The sequence below is a fragment of the Mycobacterium kansasii ATCC 12478 genome (genome assembly GCF_000157895.3).
In the GTDB taxonomy this organism is placed as follows: Bacteria; Actinomycetota; Actinomycetes; order Mycobacteriales; family Mycobacteriaceae; genus Mycobacterium; species Mycobacterium kansasii.
This window is the reverse complement of record NC_022663.1, coordinates 195,698-217,086: the sequence shown is the minus strand read 5'-3', so window position 1 is coordinate 217,086 and position 21,389 is coordinate 195,698. Positions and strand designations below refer to the sequence as shown.

Genomic DNA, 21,389 nt, shown 5'->3' with positions numbered 1-21,389 from the left:
TGGCTCAACGACTTTCGGGTCGCGCGGTCGAACTGACCTCATCTTGATACTTCTTGGTCATGTGCTCGATGGCCTGTAGCTGGGTGCGTGCGAGGTCGTCACGCACCTCGCCGGCGCGCGCGGCGGCGTCGAGGGTCGGTTGCGCCTGCCCTTGAAAGTGCGGCATCACTTCGGCGGCAAACAATTCGGCGGAGCGCTTGGTCGCCGCCGGGTTGGCCCACTCGTGACCCATCTGCAGCATGCAGCCGAATCCGCCGGACTGATCCCATAACCGCTGCACCTGCGCCCGCGCCCGTTCGGGGGTGCCGATCACACCGGCCCCATTTTCGTTGATCATGTCGATCATTTCGTCGAGCCGGTCTCCCGACATGGTCATCTGCGGGAAGGCGGCGATCTTCTGGAAATAGCGGAACCACGGCTCGATACCGAATTTCACATCGGCACGGGCCTGTTCGTCAGTCTCGGCGATGTGGAAGGGACCGACCAGGGACCAGTTCCTGCGGTCCACCATGGTGCCGAACGCCGCGGCACGTTCCTCGACGATGCCCCAGTGATAGGAGAGCGCGTTGAAGCCCTCGATGGTCAGCGTCGCACCGATGGACAGCAGCCCGATGCCGTGCTTGCCGGCCAACCGCGCGCCGGTGGGCGACGCGACAGCGGCCACCGCCAGCGGAATGCCGGATTCGGAATAGGGGGCCAGCTGCAACTTGGCGTCGACGAGTTGATGCGTGGCGGTTTTGGCGGTCACGGTCTCCCCCGCCAGCAGCCGAACGACGATGTCGAGATTGGTTTCCAGAAGCTCCCGCGTGTCGGTGGGCGTCAACCCGATCATCGCCGAATCCGTGGGCAGCGAACCCGGGCCCACCCCACCGATCACGCGACCATGGGTCAGGTGATCGAGCAGCATCAACCGGTCGGCGACCCAGAGCGGGTTGTGGTAGGCGAGTGAGATGACCCCGGTGCCAAGCCGGATCCGTTTGGTTCGTTCTGCGGCGGCGGCAATGAAGATTTCGGGCGAGCTGATGATCTCGCTGCCGGCCGAGTGATGCTCGCCGATCCATGCTTCATCGAAGCCAAGGGCATCGATATGTTCGACGAACTCCAGGTCGCGTTGCAAGGCCAGCGACGGGTTGGTGCCCGCGCGGTGGAACGGGGCGATGAAATATCCGAACCTGAGCTTGGCCATGTCGATGCTCCCTTGCGATCCGCCTGAGGCGAACCTTAACCGTTATCGACCGGTCTTAGGCCTGTCTTAGGCCGCAACGGAAGTCAACGACGGCGCGCCATCACGGGTAGCCGCCGCAGATGTTGCCGATGCAGCCGCCACCGCCGCCCGGTCCGCCGCCGCCTCCGCCGACACCCGGAATGGTGCCGCCACCGCCGCCCGGTCCGCCGCCGCCGGTGGGCCCGCCCGGGACGCTGCCGCCACCGCCGCCCGGTCCGCCGCTGCCGGTGGGCCCGCCCGGGACGCCGCCACCACCGCCGCCGGGTCCGCCGCTGCCGGATGGACCACCCGGTGCCGGTGACGTTTCGGACGGCGGCATGCTGGACGGAGCCGTCGTCGATGTCGTCGTTGTCGTTGTCGACGGCGTCGTGCTGCTGGTGGGTCCCTTGTTGTCGCCGCCACCGCAGGCCACAGCCATGACCAGCATGGCGCCGCCACCGAAAACCGCGAATGCTGTCCTGGCTGGTCTTGTCATCAGCTTCTCACTTTCGGTTCAAGGCTTTCGGTTCAAGGCATGCGCCGCATACCCCCAGTTGCCCCGGCGTAAACCGCAGGTCGGGTTGGTCTGGCCGCGTGATAGATCGCGGAAGGTCTTATTCCCTGCCTTCCCGACATCGCCCGCGGCTCGGCGCAATCTGGCCGCTGGCATCGCCTCAGCTAGTTGTTTCATGACTGGAAAGCTGTGTTAACCGGATCGATTCCAGCCTCAAGTTGGCCCTTTCTGCTTTCCGCACAGATCATCTGATGTCAGCCCTCTTGCCTCAGGGCCGTCGTCAGGGCCTGGTTCACAGGCATGCGGGGATAATGTCGAGGTTGAAATTCCGATTAGTCGGCTAGCCCTGCGTCGCGGCCGCATCGGACCAATTCGGTTGGCCGCCAGTCGATTTTCCGCTGACGACAATTACTTTTTGCTTGACATTGACCACTCAACACCCCGCCTCGCGCGGACAATGTAAAGAAGTTTGGCATTCTCTCACAAATGTCATCACATTTCTATAACATTCTCATACCGTTTTGATTAACGCGGTGGATCATCTTGCCTCGCCGCGTAGCTTGTGCACCACGCACGGCCTCTTGGCGACCGGTCTTAGAGCTCAAGTGCGCTTCACCGGGAAGGGTCGAAGCGATGAATTTTTCAGTGCTGCCACCGGAGATCAACTCGACGTTGATATACGCCGGTGCAGGTTCGGAAGCGATGTCGGCGGCCGCGGTGGCCTGGAACGAGTTAGCTGACGAATTAGCCTTGGCGGCAACCTCTTTCGGATCGGTGACCGCTGGGCTGGTCGGTGGATCGTGGCAGGGCCGCGCGGCCGTTGCGATGGCAGCGGCGGCGGCTCCTTACGCCGGCTGGCTTACCGAGGTGGCGGCGCAGGCCCAGCAGACGGCCGCGCAAGCCCTAGCCATGGTGGCCGAGTTCGAGGCCGTCCGTTCGGCGATGGTGCAGCCAGTCCTGGTGGCAGCCAACCGGAATCAGGTGATTTCGCTGGTGATCTCCAACCTGTTTGGGCAAAACGCTCCGGCCATCGCTGCGGTGGAAGCCGCTTACGAGGAGATGTGGGCCGTCGATGTGTCGGCCATGTCGGCCTACCACGCCGGGGCTTCGGCCGCCGTCTCGGCGTTGACCCCCTTCGCGCAGATTGTCCAGGGCATGGCGGGGCTGCCAGCTCAGCTGGTCGCAGCCCCGGCGGCCATCGCGACGGCCGCACAAGCGGCCGTCTCGAGTATCCCGAGCGTGATGAGCAACTTCGGCCTGGGCTTTGCAAATGCCGGTTTCGGTAACGTTGGCAATGCGAACCGCGGCAATTTCAACCTGGGCAATGCAAATCTCGGCAGCACCAATTTCGGTAGTGCGAACCTCGGCAACCTCAACTTCGGCAGCGCAAACCTGGGCAGCTCCAACTTCGGCTTCGGCAACCTCGGTAGCAATAACATCGGTTTCGGAAACGTGGGTCCGGGTGTGACCGCAGCCCTGACCAACTTCGGTTTCGGCAATACCGGCAGCAACAACATTGGCTTCGGGAATACGGGTAACGGCAACGTCGGCTTCGGCAACACCGGCAATGGCAATATCGGCATCGGGCTGGATGGGAACAACCTGCGGGGGTTCGGCGGGCTGAACTCTGGCGCTGGCAATATCGGTTTGTTCAACTCGGGCACCGGGAATATCGGCATCGGAAACTCGGGTACCGGAAACTTCGGTATCGGAAACTCCGGCAACAGTTACAACACCGGCATCGGTAACTCGGGCGAGGCAAACACGGGATTCTTCAACGTCGGCATCGCCAACACCGGCTTCGGCAACACAGGCAACTACAACACGGGCAGCTTCAACCTGGGCAGCTTCAACACGGGCGACTTCAACCCCGGCAGTTCCAACACCGGCTCGTTCAACCCCGGTGACCTCAACACTGGTTGGGCAAACACGGGCAACGTCAACACCGGCGCACTCATCTCGGGCAACTACAGCAACGGCTTCTTATGGAGAGGCGATTACCAGGGCTGGCTCGGTGTTTCCGGCACAATCACTATTCCGCCAGCCGCACTGGACCTCGACGGTACCGGCCTCCTCGGCCCGATCACCGTGCCGCCTATCCACATTCCCCCGATCAATCTGGGGCTCAACACTAACGGGGCTATTGTCGGTCCGATCACTGTTCCGCCGATTCATATTCCGCCGATTAACTTGGGGCTCAACAGTAACGGGGCTATTATCGGTCCGATCACTGTTCCGCCGATTCATATTCCGCCGATTAACTTGGGGCTCAACAGTTCCGGGGCTATTGTCGGTCCGATCGCTGTTCCGCCGATTCATATTCCGCCGATTAACTTGGGGCTCAACAGTTCCGGGGCTATTGTCGGTCCGATCGCTGTTCCGCCGATTCATATTCTGCCAATCAGCTTGGGTCTCAACAGTTCCGGCGCTATCGTCGGGCCGATCAATATCCAACCAATCAGCATCAATCCGATTGGCTTATCGCTATCGAGCAACCCGCTAGTCATCCCGATTACGATTCCCCAGTCTCCCTTTACATTCGGCATCTTTCCCTTGCCGCCCGCCCCAGGTACCATCGGCCCCTCCGCGGTCGATCTGACGGTAGGCGGCATCACGGTGACCGGTACCATCGGTGGCATCACCACACCAACCGTCAATATTTCGGGTATCCCTTTGGGCGTCAGCGTGGGTGGTGTTGTTGGTGATCCGGTGAATGGCATCACGCTGTTCCCGGGTGGTTATACGCTTCCTGGGATTCCGTTGGACATCAATGTGGGTGGTGTTGTCGGTGATCCGGTGAATGGCATCACGCTGTTCCCGGGTGGTTATACGCTTCCTGGGATTCCGTTGGGTATCAATGTGGGTGGTGTTGTCGGTGATCCGGTGAATGGCATCACGCTGTTCCCGGGTGGTTATACGCTTCCTGGGATTCCGTTGGGTATCAATGTGGGTGGTGTTGTCGGTGATCCGGTGAATGGCATCACGCTGTTCCCGGGTGGTTATACGCTTCCTGGGATTCCGTTGGACATCAATGTGGGTGGTGTCGTCGGTGATCCGGTGAATGGCATCACGCTGTTCCCGAATGGCTACACGCTGCCCCAGATCCCGTTGAGCCTTCATGTATCCGGCCCCGTCGGCCCGATCAATATTCCGGTCGATATCGGAGGAGGTCCGGGTTTCGGAAATTCGACCAGCACCCCGTCATCGGGCTTTTTCAACAGCGGTCCCGGTAGCACCTCGGGTATCGGCAATGTCGGGTCGGGAGCTTCGGGCTTCTGGAATCTTGCTCAGAGCTTGGGGAACTCGGGCTACTTTAATGTCGGGCCGTTGACATCGGGTGTCTTCAACTTTGGCAACACCGTCTCAGGCGTCTATAACACAAGCACGCTTGGTTTGGCGACAGCGGCCTTTAGCTCGGGCGTCGGCAACACCGGCAGCCAGCTCGCGGGCATCTTGCGCGACGGCGTGGCAGGGACCACCTTCAACTTTGGCTTCGCCAACGATGGCACCCTCAACGTGGGTGGCGCAAACGTCGGTGACTACAACCTCGGCAGCGGAAACGTCGGCAGCTACAACTTTGGTTCAGGCAATGCTGGCAGCAGCAACTTCGGCTTCGGCAATGTCGGCGGCAGTAACTTCGGCTTCGGGAACTTTGGTAGTAACAACGTCGGGTTTGCAAACACCGGTCCGGGGTTAACGGCAGCCCTGCACAACGTCGGCTTTGGCAACATTGGCAGCAATAACTTGGGCTTCGGCAACTTCGGTAACGACAACCTCGGCTTTGGCAACACAGGTAACGGAAACATCGGTATCGGGCTGACCGGCAACAACCAGCTAGGGCTTGGCGGGCTGAACTCGGGCAGCGGAAACATCGGCTTCGGCAACTCTGGTACCGGAAACATTGGTTTCTTCAACTCGGGCACCGGAAACTTCGGCGTAGGGAATTCCGGCAACTACAACACCGGGCTGGGCAACGCGGGCAACGCCAACACTGGCTTCTTCAATGTCGGCAGCGTCAACACCGGGGTTGCCAACACGGGCAGTTACAACACGGGCAATTTCAATACCGGCAGCATCAACACGGGCGACTTGAATCCGGGAAACACAAACACCGGCTACTTGAACCCGGGTGATTTGAATACCGGCTGGAGCAACACCGGCGATGTCAACACCGGTGCCTTGATATCCGGCAACTTTAGCGATGGCTTGTTGTGGCGTGGCGACTTCCAGGGCTTGCCGGGCTTCTCGGGCACAATCACTATTCCGCCAATCCCACTAGGTGTCCATGTGACCGGCGGGGTAGGCCCTATTATTGTGCCTGACATTAATGTACCCGCAATTCCGCTTGGTATTAATGCCATCGGCACGGTGGGCGCGATCTCGGTGCCTAGTGTCCCTATTCCTACGATTCCGCTGGGTATTAATGCGGGGGGTACGGTGGGCGCGATCTCGGTGCCTGGTGTCCCTATTCCTACGATTCCGCTGGGTATTAATGCCATCGGCACGGTGGGCGCGATCTCGGTGCCTAGTGTCCCTATTCCTACGATTCCGCTGGGTATTAGTGCGGGGGGTACGGTGGGCGCGATCTCGGTGCCTAGTGTCCCTATTCCTACGATTCCGCTGGGTATTAGTGCGGGGGGTACGATCGGCGGGATCAACGTGGGTACTATCACTGTTCCCGGAATACCTGTGACAGTAGGCGTGACGGTCCCAGTCGATGTCACTATTCGAGCGGTTCCATATAGCGTCGCTCTGGTCGTTTCGGGCACCATCGGCCCCATCACACTAAGTCACTTCGACATTGGCCCCACGTTGACTGGCGGCACGGGCCCAATCGTCGTCAACGGTGTCAATATTCCTCAGTTCGGTTTCAGCATCCCGTTGAGCGGTCAGCTTAATGGGTTCACGATTCCTGGGTTCGATATTGGGCAGTTCGGTTTGAATATTCCGTTGAGCGGTCAGCTTAATGGGTTCACGATTCCTGGGTTCGATATTGGGCAGTTCGGTTTGAATATTCCGTTGAGCGGTCAGGTTAATGGGTTCACGATTCCTGGGTTCGATATTGGGCAGTTCGGTTTGAATATTCCGTTGAGCGGTCAGGTTAATGGGTTCACGATTCCTGGGTTCGATATTGGGCAGTTCGGTTTGAATATTCCGTTGAGCGGCCAAGTCGGTGGGTTCACCATCCCTGGTATCACCATTGACGGCTTCCCCCTGAACGTCGATCTGAACGGTGGATTAGGACCGATCAGTATCCCGATTAATATCGGAGGCACCCCGGGTTTCGGAAACGTTACCACGAACCCGTCGTCGGGTTTCTTCAACAATGGCGACGGGAACGTATCGGGAGTAGCAAACGTCGGGTCCGCTATTTCAGGCTTTTGGAACCAGGTCCCGGATTCATTGCCCGGCATCATTTCGGGTTACTACAACGTCGGGCACCTGGAATCGGGCATGTGGAATCTCGGCAACACCATCTCGGGTCTGTACAACACCAGCCCGTTTGGCATTCTTACGTCGGCCTTCAACTCCGGCGTCAAGAACGTCGGGCAACAGCTCGCGGGCTTCTTCCGCACGGGCACCGGGCCGTAATAACTGGTCAGGGCCGGCCAGCCGGACAATGGTGCCGCCAGGACCGACGCCTACCCCTCCTTGGTGATCAACTGCCGCAGCGCCACCCGGTCGGCCGTCAACAGCTCCTCGATGCGCGGCTTGTTCACCTCGGCCACGATGATCTCGCCGACGTCCTGGTTGACCTCGCTGAAGATGCCGTGCGACTTCATCTTTGAGGTCTGGTACTGGTTGTCCTCGGTCGGCGTGACGTAGTAGACGGCGTCGGCCTTGAACCGGTGGACCAGCCAGAGGTGGATCAACGTCATCAGCCGCTTCTGGCGTAGCTTCTGGGCGAACGTGTTCTGGTCACGCACCGTGAGAATGCTGCGGCCGTGCCGGTCCTTGATGGGGTCGAAGACGACGTTGGCCAGCGGCTCGTCGTCGTTGCCGTAGATCCCGAGCTCGAGCACATCCGAGCCGGCGCGGCGGGGCCGCAATTGCACCCGCAGCTTCTCACCGAGCTGATAGTGCTCGCTCCACAGGGCTAGCCATTCCTCCAGCAGCTTCTTGGGCACCTCGGTCTGGACTAGGTGCTGATGCTGGGTGGAGCCCTTGCCCATCGCCTTGGTGGTGGCCGTCCGGCCAGACGAGGCGGCCAGTGCGGCGTCGCTGCGCGGCCCGCCGACCAGGGTCTGCGGGGTGCGGTAGGGCGACTCGACCAGGCGCATCTTGCGCTGCAGGCGGGCCAGCGCAAGCATGCCGTCCTGCTGCAGCGAGGTGGCGAACTCCTCGGCCGCGACGCCGTCGATTTGGTGTCCGCCGTAGGTGATGAAGTTGAAGACGAAGCCCATCTTGCCCAGCTCAACGGGGAACTGCTTCATCTCCTCGTCGGTCATACCGGTGGTGTCCCAGTTGAACGACGGCGAAAGGTTGTACGCCAGCATTTGGTCGGGATACTCGGCATGGATCGCCTCGGCGAATTGGCGGGCATCGGCCAGATCGGCGGTCTTGGTTTCCATCCAGAGGATGTCGGCAAACGGTGCGGCCGCCAGCGATTTGGCGATCGCATACGGAATGCCGCCACGGACCTGGTAGTAGCCCTCCGGGGTCTTGGCCAGCTCGCAGTCCCACCCCGGGTCGGCGCCCAACTCCTTGGCCTTTGTCCGTGCGGCGTAGAGCGAGGCGCGACCGGCGAACGCCCGCCATTCCTCGGGACTCATGCCCACGGATTCGCCTTCACTCTCACCGAACGCGAGGACGTCGGCCACGGCTTCGCCGTACGTCATCAGCCCGGCGTCGTCCTCCCAGGCGGCCACGAACCGCGACTCCACCTGGTCGAAGAGGTCGTCGATCGATGTCATGCCGTTTTCTCGCCAGGTGTTGACGGCATCGGTGATGACGCCCATGATCCCTTGGCGTTCGAGCCAGGCGGTGGCCGTCGCGTACTCGCCCTCGGCTAGCGCGTAGAGAAGGTGACCGTTCAATTCTTTGACGCCCAGTTCGTGGAAGCGCCGCAGCATCGCCAGGAAACACGCTTTGTACGAGGGAATGTTGAGGTTGGTGGCGCCCAGCAGGAACGGCTGGTCGCGTTCGTCGGCCCGGCTGTCGATCAGGTTGGCCGCCTCGGCGTCGGTGCGCGCGACGATGATGCCGGGCACCCCCATGACGTCGAGCTGGAATCGGGCGGCGTTGAGTCGCTTGATCTGCTCGTCCGACGGCACCAGAACCTTGCCGCCCTGGTGACCGCACTTCTTGGTGCCGGGGCGCTGGTCCTCGATGTGGTACCCCGGCACGCCGACCTCGACGAAGCGGCGGACCAGGTTGCGAACGTGCGGATCACCGCCGTGGCCGGTGTCGGCGTCGGCGATGATGAACGGCCGGAAGTCGTAGACCGGGGCCGCAGCGCGCTGCTGTTCGGTCATGTTCAGCCGCAGATACTCCTGGTTGCGGTCGGCGGTCAGCAGTGCGCGCACCAGGACGGCGGCGTCGTCGGGCACCTGGCTCAGCGGATAGCTGGCCAGGTCGGGGCCGGGATCTTCGGTGGTGGAACCCTTGGCCGAGGTTGCCCATCCGCCGAGGTAGATCGCCTCGATGCCCATGCGCTTCATGCTCACCGCCTGCCCCGGCGAGTAGGGCCCGAAGGTGGTGATGCTCTTGTTCGCGGCGAAAAGCTCGCGCAGGCGCTCGTAGAAAGCTGCCGCCGCAGTGCGAGCCACGGTGTAGTCGACCGGGATTGTGCCGCGCTGTTCTACGACTTGCCGGGCAGTGTAGAGCCGGATGATTCCGGCGAAGCGGGCGCTGTCGAAGTATCGCTGCGTCTCTGCTGTCTCTTTGTCGAAGTCCTGCTCGAATGGTGTACGGACCGCAGTGTCCGTTTCGGCGATAGCCATGGGCTTGCGCTCCTTTGTGCGCCCGATTCCGCTGACGCAGAGAGTGTATCCCTGGATTGGGCAGTTAATTCACCGGCTGACCGGGTGGTTATCCGCCCGGTTCGAGACGCGGCGGTGAGGCCGCGCGGCCGGTAGCCGGCACGCCCGGGAGCGCGAGGTCACTGCGGGTCAGTTACGTCCAAGGGCGGGCCCTCTCAACCAATCCCGCTGACGCCGGACGAACTCCGCGTCGACGACGCTGCCGTGGCCGGGGACGTAGATGGCCTCGGGTCCGCCGAGTGCCAGGAGCCGATCAAGCGTCGCAGGCCAGGCCGCGACATCGGAATCGGCGTCGATCAGCGGATCGGCGGACTCCTCGACGAGGTCACCGGTGAAGACCACGACCGGTTCGGCGCTGGCGGCTGCGCTCGGGACCACGACCACCAGGTCCGCGGTGGTGTGGCCGGCGCCCGGGTGGGTGACCGTGACTGAGCGGCCGCCGAGATCGATTACCGCGTCGTAGATACCCCGCCGAGGTGGCCGCAATGCGGCGATCGCGCGGTCGATCTGCACCGCGTCGGCACCGTATTGCAGTGCATGGGCGCGCAGCTGATCGGCCGCCGACGACAGATGGTCCGCAACCTCGGGTGCAGCGTATATCTGGGCGCCGGCGAAGCCGGCTGATCCCAGCACGTGGTCAAAGTGCTTGTGTGTCAAGACAATATGTGTTACCCGACAATGGGCGATCTGGCTGATGTCGGCCTGGATCGCGGCCGCTTCAGCCAGCGTGGTGCCGGCGTCGATCAGCAGCGCCGTGCCGCGGCCCACCACCAGGCCGACCGTGACGTCGCAAAACGGCAGTCGGCAGCGATACACGCTTGCGGTCAGCCGCTCCCAGCGGTAGTGCACAGCTAACACGATAGGCCCGCGAAGCCCGGCGCCGTCCCAGCCATTCCGGCTTGGTACCGGCGACAAACGGATTGCCGGCGTGTTCAATCACAGGGGACTCCCCGCTTGCGGGGTTGCGGCAAGGCCGGGTGCTGCGATTCGACGAGCCGATTCGGAGGAACACAAATGCGTGCAGTCGTTATCACCAAGCATGGTGACCCATCGGTGCTGCAGGTGCAGCAACGGCCCGACCCGCCGCCACCCGGTCCGGGCCAGCTGCGGATTGCCGTTCGCGCCGCCGGTGTGAACTTCGCCGACCACCTCGCCCGAGTCGGCCTGTACCCGGATGCACCGAAGCTTCCGGCGGTGGTGGGCTACGAGGTCGCCGGGACGGTCGAGGCCGTCGGCAAGGGTGTCGACCAAAGCCGGGTCGGCGAACGTGTCCTGGCCGGAACACGATTCGGCGGCTACGCCGAAATCGTCAACGTGGCCGCGACCGATTCGGTGGTGCTTCCCGAGGCGTTGACCTTCGAGCAGGGCGCCGCGGTTCCGGTGAACTACGCGACCGCGTGGGCGGCACTGCACGGATACGGGTCGTTGCGTGCCGGCGAGCGGGTGTTGGTTCATGCGGCCGCGGGCGGGGTGGGCATCGCGGCGATTCAATTCGCCAAGGCTGCCGGCGCCGAAGTGCACGGCACCGCCTCGCCGGGAAAGCACCCGAAGCTGGCCGAGTTGGGCGTGGATCGTGCCATCGACTACCGCCGCGACGGCTGGTGGCAGGGCCTGGGCCCCTACGACCTCGTGCTCGATGCACTCGGCGGCACCTCGCTGCGGCGGTCCTACGATCTGCTGCGCCCCGGGGGAAGGCTGGTCGGATACGGGATTTCGAACATGCAACAAGGCGAGAAGCGCTCGTTGCGCCGGGTGGTTCCGCATGCGTTGTCGATGCTGCGCGGCTTCAATCTGATGAAGCAACTCGAGGACTCGAAAACCGTGATCGGTCTCAACATGCTGCGGTTATGGGACGACCGTGGCACCCTCGAACCCTGGATCACGCCGCTGCGCGAGGCTCTTGGCGAGGGTACGGCCCGGCCGATCGTTCATGCGGCTGTGCCGTTCGCGGAAGCGCCCGCAGCGCACCGGATTCTGGCGGCACGGGAGAACATCGGCAAGGTTGTCCTGGTCCCCTGAGTACTGAAACGCCGGCTGGCAGCTCCGTTGATCGTTGTTTTAGCCGGCGCGGAGTTGGCTATGTTTCCTCCCATGGCCGTGACCGAGTCCCGCGAGCTCGTCATCGAGGCGACGCCCAAGGAAATCCTGGACGTTTTGTTCGATCTCGAATCGTTGCCGCAGTGGTCCTCGATTCACCGAAAGGTCGAAATCCTGGAGCGCGACGATCAGGGCCGCCCGACCAAATCTCGGCAGGAGGTCAGGGTCGTCGGCATCGGCGACGAGCAAGTGCTGGACTACTCGGTTCACGACGACGGCGTGAGCTGGACCTTGGTCAGCGCCAAACAACAACGCAGGCAGCAGGGCCGTTACACGCTGACCCCGGACGGCGATTCCACCAGGGTTCGGTTCGATCTCACCGTAGACCTGCTGGTGCCACTGCCGGGATTCGTCGTTCGACGAGGCGCCAAAGGAGTGATGGACACTGCTACCCGAGGCCTTCGTGACCGGGTGTTAGCGGTCAAGGGGCGTGCCGGCTAAGGCGCGGCGGAGGCGCACGGTTAATCGCCGATCGGCGGCATCCGGCGGGTGAAACCGCTTTATTCCGCAGTCGCTGCGCGCGACACTGTCCATATGAAACTCATAGCGGCGCACCTACTTAAGTCGATTGCCCCGGTTTTCACGGGGCTGGCTCTGGTGCTGGCATCAGTTGGCCACGGCGGCGACGGCGCCCCCCGGACGCCTTCGTCGGCGCCGGCCCTGCTGACGGCCGGCATGACGAAGGCGGCACCCGCCGGGGGGCCATTGACGATCAGCAGTCCCGCATTCGCCGACGGCGCGCCTATCCCGGTGCAATACACCTGCAAAGGGGCCAACATCGCGCCGCCGCTGAGCTGGTCCGCGCCGCTGGGGGCAGCGTTGGTTGTCGATGATCCGGACGCGGTCGGGGGAAACTACGTCCACTGGATCGTGATCGGAATCCCTCCCGGAGCCGGCAGCTCCGCGGATGGTCAGACTCCTGCCGGAGGCACCAGCCTGCCGAACTCGGGTGGCCAGGCCGCATACAGCGGGCCCTGCCCGCCGCCGGGTACCGGGACGCACCACTACCGCTTCACCCTGTACCAGCTTCCGGCCACGCTGCAACTTCCCCCGGGATTGGTTGGGTTACGGGCGGCTGAGGCGATAACGCGAGCCACCACCGCGCAGGCCCAACTCACCGGAACGTTCGGAGGCTGACCGAACCCGTCGGCTACCGGTCTTCCAGTGCCTGATAGGCGGCGTGGTAACCGGGAATGAAGGTAATGCCGGGACCACCATGGCATCCGGCGCCGCCGGGATACAGACCCTCCATCGGAATCGGGAAGTCGCGAAATCCTTTAGGGCCCGGCCGGTTAGGGTCCATCAAATCGGGGTGTAGCAGCCCGTGGCAGAAATCGCCGGCGGGGGCTCCGAACATCGATGGTATGTGGTACGGCGCGAAGATGATCTGGCCGATCGCGACGCCTTTGAGGTTCGGAGCGAAGCATTGACGTTGTCGATAACACGTTGAGCCATCTCATTTTTGAGGTGGCCGTGTTGGTTGCGGTCGGCTTGGAACGGGACGCCTAGGCGAACGCGCTCGCCCTACGGCGCCAGCCTGATAACGCCCGGCGGCGAGGGGCGTGCCGGCGACGGCTGCACCGGACCGGCTTCGCCGTTGCCGCCACCGCCGCTGCCGCCGCCACCGCCGCTGCCGCCGCTGCCGCCGCCACCGGCGCCGGGCTGAGGAGCATCAGCGGGAGGCTCCACCTCTTGCGGTGCTGGTGGCGGCTCTTGCGGTGGTGGCGGCTCTTGCGGTGGTGGCGGTTCTTGCGGTGGCGGCGGCGATTGTCTTGATGGCGGCGGTGTCGCGGCCGGCGCGGGCGGTGTCACGATGTGCGCGGTCGGCGGCGGTGGTGCCGGAGTTTGCGGCGGGCTCGGTAGCTGCGGATCGCCCTCGGGAACCGCCGCGAGCAGCGAGGCCAGCATGGCGCCAAGTGCGTTACCGGCCGACCGGTTTCCGTAGCGGCCCGCCATGGCAACACCGCTATCCGTCAACGGCAGCCGCGTCGTAGCGACGCCGGTCGGTTCGTGCCACGTAGCCGGCATGTTGGTCATGTCCAGCGCCGGCGTCGTCAGTACCTGGCATCCCACATTGACTGCGTCTCGGGTGTACGTGGCGATCCAGCGGGTCGGTTCATTCGATTGCGGCGCCGGAGTAGCCGTGATGGAAGCGATCTTGCCCCGGTCGTACGGACAGTAGATCTCCACCGCCGCAATGACGAATCGGGTCATGGTGGACGTGACGCGCCTGGGCGGGTATTGGTGCAAGGTCGGGTCCATGTTGTACGCGTCATTGCGCAGCCCGTCGACTATGTCGTCCACCGGCATGCCGCCATCGAGTTTGCGACAAACTTTGTGGGCTGCGGCGATCACGCGGGGCACATTTGAGAGGACAGGGATTTCTTTCTTCTCGAGCAGTGCCAGAAACTGATCGTCCTGATTCGGGTCGGCCGCTGCTGCGCCGCCCCGGAGAATTGCTGTGCCGGTTACCACCACGACGGCGGTAACCAGGGCGCCGACGTGACTAGTGATGCCGCTGAACATGGCAGGGGCTTCCATTCCGCTAGAGGCGTCACTTGGCGGGCTTTGGATCGCGATTTACGCCGCACGAGTGGCTATCTGGTCAGGTTTCCCGGGATACCTCCGTATCTTCTTGTCCGCATTCGCAGCATGCCACACATATACCCCACCTGGGTAGGGGCGAAAGACCCTTAGCTTGGACAGTGCCGCAGGTCGCCTGCCCAAGCCGCTGCGAGCCGGCGCGCTTCGCTGCCGTTAACCTGAAAAGGGTATCCAGCGGCGACAGCTGCAGCATGCAGACGGTGTGGCCTCTGATTGTCTCGGTCACCCAAAACGGCCAAGAGGACTGCTCTTTCGGCCTTGGCCGGGCTCGTTACTCACCGGAGAACTCGAAGGAGTGTGGCAATGTCGCTGAGCACCCGCCTGACCGAATTCTTCGGGATCGAATATCCGATACTGCTAGCGCCGATGGCCCTGGTTTCCGGGGGCAGGCTCGCGGCGGCGGTGACCGCAGCCGGGGGTCTGGGTCTCGTCGGCGGCGGCTACGGCGAAGCCGATTGGCTGCTAGCCCAGATCGACGAAACCGACGGGGCGCGAGTCGGATACGGGTTCATCACCTGGAGCCTGGCACGTAACCCCGGGCTGCTCGACAACGCTCTGGCGCAGCAACCCGCGACCATCATGCTGTCGTTCGGCGATCTGACGCCGTTCGCCGAGCGCATTCGCGGCGCCGGAGTTCCGCTGACCGCTCAGGTGCAAACTCTTCACCAGGCGCGCCTTGCCCTGGCAGCCGGCGCACAAATCATCGTCGCCCAGGGTGGCGAGGCGGGCGGGCACGGAATGGGTGCCCGTTCGACGTTCACGCTGGTGCCCGACGTCGTCGACCTCGTAGCGCAACGCTCGGCGGAAACGCTGGTAGTGGCCGCCGGCGGCGTCGCCGACGGCCGTGGACTGGCCGCCGCGCTGGCGCTCGGGGCCGACGGCGTGCTCGTCGGCACCCGGTTCTGGGCGGCGACCGAGGCGCTGGTGTCACCGCGGGCCCGGCAGCGGGGCATCGCGGCCGGCGGTGACGACACCGTGCGCACCAGGGTTTATGACATTGTGCGGCAGCGTGATTGGCCCGAGGAATACGACGCCCGGATGGTCGGCAACGCCTTGACAGCGAGGTGGCACGGCCACGAGGCCGAATTGTCGGCCCGGTTGCCGGACGTGCGTAAAGAATTCGAAAGAGCGGCTGCGGCAGAGGATTTCGACGTCATCACGGTACTCGTCGGCGAGGCGGTAGGACTCGTCCACGACGTTCGCCCCGCCGCTGAGATCGTGCATCGCATGGTCCGCGACGCCGCACGAATCCTGAATCAGTAAAGCGGCGACCACGCCGATGTGCGCAGCAGCCGGCTCTGCCACTGGTCGCGATATTTCAGCGCCTCGTACATGTAGCTGCCCGGTCCCCGGTGCTCGGGCGGAATATCGTTGGTCAGCAGGTCAACAGGCGTGCTTGTCGGCGCGCTTGGACCGAGTGTTGTGACGGGTTCGGGGGCGGTCGTTCATGCCGCTTATTTGGCACGTTGATTCCGGCGCCGCGTCGCTGACCCTGCCGAGGTGATATCGAGCCTGCGCTCACCGCGCCACCAAGTCGCACATGGCGCCTATAGCCGCAGAACCGATGCCGTGGCCGCAGAACCGATGCCGTGAAGACTCGATGTTTCAACGGCCGAGTGGGTGTTCGGCGAGGCGAGCCAGCCGGCGGCCACCGCCCGCGGTTCGGCCCAGCCCGCCACCTGGCCGCGCACCCGGCCCGGGACTGCGACGCACATCTGGACAGTCAAGCCGAGAATCTGGTTTGCTGCGATCGGTAGTCGTATTTACCCGGCAGGAGTTCGCGCATGGCCCGACTTGACGTGCCGGACGGTCCCGGCGGCGAAGCCGCGATGATCTGGAGGCTGCGTCCCGAGCTCGGTGGCATGGTCGAGCGGATGATCCGTGGCGCATACCAGCAGAGCATCATGCCGGCCGACGAGCGCGAGCTGGCCAGGATGCGTATCGCCCAGATCAACGACTGCGTCGCGTGCTCGGGCTTCCGTGCGCCGTCACTGCGGGACGCCGGCCCGAAAGCCCCGGCAGCCGAGCTCTACGACCACGTCGCGGACTACGCCGGCTACCCCGGCTACACGCCACGCCAACGTCTTGCCATCGAGTTCGCCGAGCGCTTCGCCATCGACCACGCGTCGCTGGACGACGCATTCTTCGGGCGGCTGCGGGCGCTGTTCTCCGATGCGGAGATCCTCGATCTGACGCTGTGCGTCGCGGTGTTCCTGGGCCTGGGGCGTTCGCTGACGGTGCTCGGGGTCGACCAGTCCTGCGCGATGGACATCTAGGAGACAAATGGACTTCACGTGGACCTAGCCTCGGTCGACGAGCTGCTCACCACCACGCGGTCGGTACGCCGACGCCTCGATCTGAACCGGCCGGTGGGCCGTGAGGTGATTCTCGAGTGCCTGCGGCTGGCCACCCAGGCCCCTACCGCCAGCAATGCCCAGGATTGGCGCTGGCTGGTGATCACCGACGCCGACAAGCGTGCGGCGGTCGCCGACATCTACCGCAGCGTCGGCGCCGAGTATCTCGCCCGGGCCGCGGCCACCGCATCCGATCCGCAGACCCAGCGGGTGTATCGCAGCGCGCTCGGCCTAACCGAGACGCTGGCCCGTGTTCCGGTGCATGTCATTCCCTGCCTGCAGCGGCGCATCGACGAAAGTAACCGGCTGGTCGCCGCGTCGGCCTGGGCGTCGATCATCCCGGCCGGCTGGAGCTTCCTGCTTGCGCTGCGATCCCGCGGCTTGGGATCGGTGTGGACGACGATGCATCTGGCAAAGGAGAAAGAGGTGGCCGGGGTGCTCGGAATCCCGGACACGGTCACCCAGGCTGCGCTGTTCCCGGTCGCCTACACCATCGGCACCGACTTCCGTCCGGCCGCGCGGCCGCCCGTGGAGACCGTCACTTATTGGGATGCCTGGGAACAGCCTGTTGGAGAAAGCTGATGCAGTCCTACACCGTGCGATTTCACGTCGATGCGCCCCCGAACAAGGTGTGGCGGGTGCTGCATCCGCCCGCGCCGCCGAATTCTGCGCGTCCGAGGGTGCTCAGGTGGCCGACGGGCAGCATGGAGATTTTGCACGAAGGAGACGAGGCCGGCGAAGGTCTGGTCCGCACCTGCATTTTCGAGGTGCCCAAGTACCTGCTGTCCGGTGGTAAGGGGCGGTCGTTCGAGACCGTCACGGAGGCAAAGATCAACAAGCTGTCACGGTATGTGGCCGTCGGCGCGCCGCTATGGTCGCGCGCCGAGGGCTATCACCAACTCGACGAACAGCCCGACGGCACAACGGTGCTGACCTTTCACGAGACGTACCACGCCTACCACCCGGTGCTGCGCTGCTTCCTCGAACGCCCTGTGCACGCGGCTATTTCGCGCGACAACCTCAAGACCTACGAGCATGCGCTGGGTTGCGCCGGGCGGGTCACCCGACTGGACCCGTGATCTGGCTTCCGGCGCCGGGGAGTGCTGCGTTAACTTCGGACTCACACGAAGGTGGTGATCAACGCCAAGACGGCGATGCACCAGGCCAGGACGGCAATCAGCACACAGAGGGACCCAACCGCCGCGAGCCGGTCACTGCGGTCGGCGTTTTCGTCCAGCGTGACGGCGAAACTATTGGGCATTCGCCGGAATACGTCCGGCCACGCCACCCGCGAGGCGGCCCTCTTGATACCGGTTGGGTCTTCGTCGGTGCGGCGCCGTGGCGCCACCGCGGTGCCGTTCGTGACAAGCACAAAGCCCACGGCAAACGACGCCACACCCGCCACAATGAGCGGCACGGCAAGCCACAGCATCATGTCCTCCCCTCCCTCGACCCCGTCACCTGTGTCGTCGACTCCAGTTGCGTTGCGGCCCACCATGGTCCCGCTAGGCGCCCGCAGTCATGGTGGATACCCCAACCCCCGTTCACGCAAACGACGATCGCCGGTCGTGCCGGCTGGTCTTGCCTGCGATTCCACACGCGCCACGTGGTCGGTCCTCACCGTTGCGAGTGATTCGCACCGAGCCGGCGGTTCGAAATTGGCTGCCCGTCCCGGTAGGCTGCTGAGCTATGAGTTCGAAGGCGCCGGCCGCCCGATTTCTCGTTGCGGGGCTGATCCTCGCGGGCTGGGCCGGATCCGCCGGCGTGGCCGCCGCCGACCCCCAGCCGGCGCCGCCGTCTGCACCCAAGACGACCATCGATCACGACGGCACCTATACGGTGGGCACGGACATCGCGCCGGGCACCTACAGCTCTGCCGGACCTGTCGGGAACGGCACCTGTTATTGGAAGCGGTTAGGCAATCCCGAAGGCGCGCTGCTCGACAATGCCCTGAGCAAGAAGCCGCAGGTTGTACAGATCGAGCCGACCGACAAGGCATTCAGGACATCCGGATGCCAGCCCTGGCAGATCACCGGCGAGGGCACCGCGCCGGCGGAAGTTCCGGGGCCCGCGGCAGGTGCCCAGCTGCAAACCGATCTGGCGATCCTCAACGGGCTGCTTGGCCCGACCGGCCAACGGGTGCCACAGTCCTGACGGCCGGGTAGCGCTGCTGTGGCTGACCGTGTGCAACAGGTCGTCGTCATCGGTGCCGGCGTCAGCGGATTGACTTCAGCGCTGTGCCTGGCCGAAGCGGGGTGGCCGGTGCAGGTCTGGACCGCCGCGATGCCGCAGGACACGACCTCGGCGGTGGCCGGGGCCGTGTGGGGCCCGGTATTCACCGAGCCTGTCGCCAAGACGTTGGCTTGGGCGGCGGAATCGCTGCGCGTGTTCGGCGAACTCGCCAAGGACCCAGCCACCGGAGTGCGCATGGCACCTGCCCTTACTGTCGGTGACTTACCCGTGGACGCGGCGCTGCCGCCGCAGGTCGCGTTGATCCCCGACCTTCGGCCGGCCGATCCGGCCGAAATACCCGAAGGCTTTCCGGCGGGGTTTCGCTCCACGCTGCCCATGATCGACATGCCCCACTACCTCGACTACCTGACCAAGCGGTTGGCCGCGGCCGGCTGCGAGATCGAGATCCATCCGGTACGGTCGCTGGCCGAGGCCACCGAGGCCGCACCGATCGTGGTGAACTGTGCCGGTCTCGGCGCCGCAGAGCTGACCGGCGACGACACGTTGCGGCCGCTGTTCGGCCAGCATGTTGTCATGGCCAATCCCGGTCTGCAGCAGATATTTCTGGAACGCAACGACGCCCCGGAATGGGTCTGCTACTTCCCCCACCCGCAGCGCGTGGTCTGCGGCGGCATCAGTATCGCCGACCGCTGGGACACGACTGCGGACCCCGCGGTGACCGGACGGATCCTGCAGCGCTGCCGGCGGATCGAGCCGCGGCTTGGCCAGGCCGCGGTGATCGAGACGATCACCGGGCTGCGTCCCGATCGCCCGTCGGTGCGGGTGGAATCCGAGCCGCTCGGCCGGGCGCGGTGTATCCACAACTACGGTCACAGCGCCAACGGAGTAACGCTGTCGTGGGGATGTGCGCGGGAGGTGGCGCGCCTCGTCGGCGCGCAATGAGCGTCAGGCCGGCGGCGCCAGCGCGTTCTCGACCGAGCTGTACATCGGCAGCAGGCGACGCAGGCCGCACGCGGCGATCGTGCGGGCCACGATCGGCTGGTTGCTGACCAGCCGCAGGTTCACGCCACGACGGCGGCACCGCACCGATTCCTGCGCCAGTACGGCATACGCGCACGACCCCATGAACTCAAGGTCTCTGACGTCGATGACAAACGGACCCGGCGCGACGGCGATGGCGGCGCTGCGGGTCACCAACCGTTGCCAGACTGCCTCGTTACTGGCATCGATGTCACCACCGACGTGGACCACAACAGCCGAGCCGGTAGATTCGGTGACCGCCCGCAGACCGCTTTGCGCGTCACCTAGTTGCAAACTCAGCCGCGTGCTCGCGGGACCGGAGGATGCTCCGAGCGCGACAGTGTCCATCTTGTGCAACGTCCCGTCCGTCGTGTGGTGCCAAATGCTGCCGTCCTCGCTGTGGGAAGGCGCGCGGGTGATCGTCCTGGCTAGGAGTGCCCTGTTTTCACAGTGGTAGTAAGCATATGTGTAACAGATCCTGAAAAAGAAGGATGTCTAAAACCAAATTTTGCGGAATTCATGACGGCGGGCACGTTCTTGGCCCTGCGACCAGCGGGCCGGGCGACATCACTACTATCTGATCAAAGCTTGCTACTGCTAAGAGAAACCGGCCAATAACGCGGTGAGCATCGATTACACGCAGCATGACCACCTCGACCACATTGTCACCATCACAATCAACCGGCCCGAGGCGCGCAACTCTCTCGACATGGCGCATTTCCGCGACCTCGCCCACGCCTGGGCCGCCTTTCGCGATGACGCCAATGCCTGGGTCGCCGTCATCACCGGCGTCGGGCACGACTTCTGTACCGGAGCCGACCTCAAGAAGTTCATCCCCGAGCTGACCGGGGATCTTCCCCGGCCCGAAGGGTGGAACAAGGACGACGCTATCCACGCCGTCTTGCATCGCTTCCCGGTGTACAAGCCGATCGTCGCCGCGGTGAACGGCACGTGTGTCGCGGGCGGCTTCGAAATGCTGGGCCTGACCGACATCCGGGTGGCCGTACCCGAGGCGCGGTTCGCGGTGATGGAGCCCAAACGCGGACTTTTCGCGGGTGGCGGTAGCACCGTGCGACTGCCGCGCCAGATTCCCTACGCGTTTGCGATGGAGCTGCTGCTGACGGCCGACCTGGTGGATGCGGAGCGCGCGCTGGCCATGGGGCTGATCAACCGCGTGGTCGCCGCGGACCGGCTGATGGATACCGCTTATGACTACGCGGCGCGGATTGCCGCCAATGCGCCGCTGGCGGTGTCGGCAACCAAGCAATCCGCCGTCGAAGGCCTGGCATTCGACCTCGAGTCCGCATACGACAACGAGACTCGTCACAGCGACCGAATCTTCGAGACCGAGGACGCCAAAGAGGGGCCGCGCGCTTTTGCCGAGAAGCGACCGCCGCGATGGCGGGCGCGCTGACCGGTCA

The 21,389-nt window shown here is 64.2% G+C and carries 17 protein-coding genes and 2 pseudogenes; 11 read left to right on the top strand and 8 right to left on the bottom strand.

Features of this window, described 5'->3' with window-relative positions; all coding sequences use genetic code 11:
• Window positions 1–4 precede the first annotated feature (4 nt).
• Together MKAN_RS00950 and MKAN_RS31360 are read right to left on the bottom strand one after the other, a co-directional pair.
• A complete protein-coding gene (locus tag MKAN_RS00950) occupies window positions 5–1,186 on the bottom strand; it encodes an LLM class flavin-dependent oxidoreductase (RefSeq protein ID WP_023364304.1) in 1,182 nt (393 codons plus the stop codon).
• 100 nt (window positions 1,187–1,286) lie between these two features.
• Entirely contained in the window at window positions 1,287–1,700 is a 414-nt protein-coding gene (locus tag MKAN_RS31360; protein WP_023364301.1) for a hypothetical protein, read from the bottom strand.
• A 651-nt stretch (window positions 1,701–2,351) separates the two neighbouring features.
• Between MKAN_RS31360 and MKAN_RS00940 the strand changes: the two genes are divergently transcribed.
• On the top strand, window positions 2,352–7,310 hold the full coding sequence (locus tag MKAN_RS00940; protein ID WP_023364299.1) for a PPE family protein: 4,959 nt from the start codon (window positions 2,352–2,354) through the stop codon (window positions 7,308–7,310).
• Between the two features lie 50 nt (window positions 7,311–7,360).
• Here MKAN_RS00940 and aceA read toward each other — a convergent pair whose 3' ends face one another.
• The gene (gene aceA, locus MKAN_RS00935) at window positions 7,361–9,661 is read right to left on the bottom strand and encodes an isocitrate lyase ICL2 (protein ID WP_023364297.1); all 2,301 of its coding nucleotides are present in this window, start codon (window positions 9,659–9,661) and stop codon (window positions 7,361–7,363) included.
• Between the two features lie 168 nt (window positions 9,662–9,829).
• Window positions 9,830–10,549: an MBL fold metallo-hydrolase gene (locus tag MKAN_RS00930; protein WP_023364295.1), complete on the bottom strand. Its 720-nt coding sequence runs from the start codon at window positions 10,547–10,549 to the stop codon at window positions 9,830–9,832.
• A 165-nt stretch (window positions 10,550–10,714) separates the two neighbouring features.
• On the opposite strand from MKAN_RS00930, the gene MKAN_RS00925 reads away from it, so the two are divergent.
• From MKAN_RS00925 to MKAN_RS00915, 3 genes are all read left to right on the top strand, one after another.
• On the top strand, window positions 10,715–11,719 hold the full coding sequence (locus MKAN_RS00925; protein ID WP_023364293.1) for a zinc-binding dehydrogenase: 1,005 nt from the start codon (window positions 10,715–10,717) through the stop codon (window positions 11,717–11,719).
• Window positions 11,720–11,791: 72 nt separating this feature from the next.
• Complete coding sequence (locus MKAN_RS00920) at window positions 11,792–12,238, top strand: SRPBCC family protein (RefSeq protein WP_023364291.1); 447 nt, start codon at window positions 11,792–11,794, stop codon at window positions 12,236–12,238.
• Between the two features lie 93 nt (window positions 12,239–12,331).
• Window positions 12,332–12,934: a YbhB/YbcL family Raf kinase inhibitor-like protein gene (locus MKAN_RS00915; RefSeq protein WP_023364289.1), complete on the top strand. Its 603-nt coding sequence runs from the start codon at window positions 12,332–12,334 to the stop codon at window positions 12,932–12,934.
• Window positions 12,935–12,947: 13 nt separating this feature from the next.
• Here MKAN_RS00915 and MKAN_RS29075 read toward each other — a convergent pair.
• Both MKAN_RS29075 and MKAN_RS00905 read right to left on the bottom strand, forming a co-directional pair.
• Window positions 12,948–13,297, bottom strand: a pseudogene (locus MKAN_RS29075) (NAD(P)/FAD-dependent oxidoreductase); the annotation flags it as partial.
• A 24-nt stretch (window positions 13,298–13,321) separates the two neighbouring features.
• On the bottom strand, window positions 13,322–14,323 hold the full coding sequence (locus MKAN_RS00905) for a DUF732 domain-containing protein (RefSeq protein ID WP_036394183.1): 1,002 nt from the start codon (window positions 14,321–14,323) through the stop codon (window positions 13,322–13,324).
• A gap of 381 nt (window positions 14,324–14,704) precedes the next feature.
• Here MKAN_RS00905 and MKAN_RS00900 point away from each other — a divergent pair, with 381 nt between their 5' ends.
• From MKAN_RS00900 to MKAN_RS00885, 4 genes are all read left to right on the top strand, one after another.
• A complete protein-coding gene (locus MKAN_RS00900; RefSeq protein WP_023364283.1) occupies window positions 14,705–15,664 on the top strand; it encodes an NAD(P)H-dependent flavin oxidoreductase in 960 nt (319 codons plus the stop codon).
• A 521-nt stretch (window positions 15,665–16,185) separates the two neighbouring features.
• The gene (locus MKAN_RS00895) at window positions 16,186–16,677 is read left to right on the top strand and encodes a carboxymuconolactone decarboxylase family protein (protein WP_023364279.1); all 492 of its coding nucleotides are present in this window, start codon (window positions 16,186–16,188) and stop codon (window positions 16,675–16,677) included.
• Between the two features lie 18 nt (window positions 16,678–16,695).
• A complete protein-coding gene (locus tag MKAN_RS00890) occupies window positions 16,696–17,337 on the top strand; it encodes a nitroreductase family protein (protein ID WP_023364278.1) in 642 nt (213 codons plus the stop codon).
• Entirely contained in the window at window positions 17,337–17,834 is a 498-nt protein-coding gene (locus MKAN_RS00885) for an SRPBCC family protein (RefSeq protein ID WP_023364275.1), read from the top strand. The genes MKAN_RS00890 and MKAN_RS00885 overlap by 1 nt, the downstream gene beginning before the upstream one ends.
• Window positions 17,835–17,875: 41 nt before the next feature.
• Here the strand turns inward: MKAN_RS00885 and MKAN_RS00880 are convergent, their stop codons facing one another.
• A complete protein-coding gene (locus MKAN_RS00880) occupies window positions 17,876–18,190 on the bottom strand; it encodes a hypothetical protein (RefSeq protein ID WP_023364274.1) in 315 nt (104 codons plus the stop codon).
• 254 nt (window positions 18,191–18,444) lie between these two features.
• Between MKAN_RS00880 and MKAN_RS00875 the strand changes: the two genes are divergently transcribed.
• Complete coding sequence (locus tag MKAN_RS00875) at window positions 18,445–18,909, top strand: hypothetical protein (protein WP_023364272.1); 465 nt, start codon at window positions 18,445–18,447, stop codon at window positions 18,907–18,909.
• 18 nt (window positions 18,910–18,927) lie between these two features.
• Window positions 18,928–19,890 carry an FAD-dependent oxidoreductase gene (locus MKAN_RS00870; RefSeq protein ID WP_036394070.1) on the top strand — a complete coding sequence of 321 codons (963 nt, stop codon included), beginning with the start codon at window positions 18,928–18,930 and terminating at the stop codon, window positions 19,888–19,890.
• Here MKAN_RS00870 and MKAN_RS00865 read toward each other — a convergent pair.
• Window positions 19,887–20,316 (bottom strand): annotated as a pseudogene (locus MKAN_RS00865) (anti-sigma factor antagonist); the annotation flags it as partial. The gene MKAN_RS00870 and the pseudogene MKAN_RS00865 sit on opposite strands and share 4 nt — an antisense overlap.
• A 274-nt stretch (window positions 20,317–20,590) precedes the next feature.
• On the opposite strand from MKAN_RS00865, the gene MKAN_RS00860 reads away from it, so the two are divergent.
• Complete coding sequence (locus tag MKAN_RS00860; protein WP_023364266.1) at window positions 20,591–21,382, top strand: enoyl-CoA hydratase/isomerase family protein; 792 nt, start codon at window positions 20,591–20,593, stop codon at window positions 21,380–21,382.
• The last annotated feature ends 7 nt before the right edge of the window (window positions 21,383–21,389 follow it).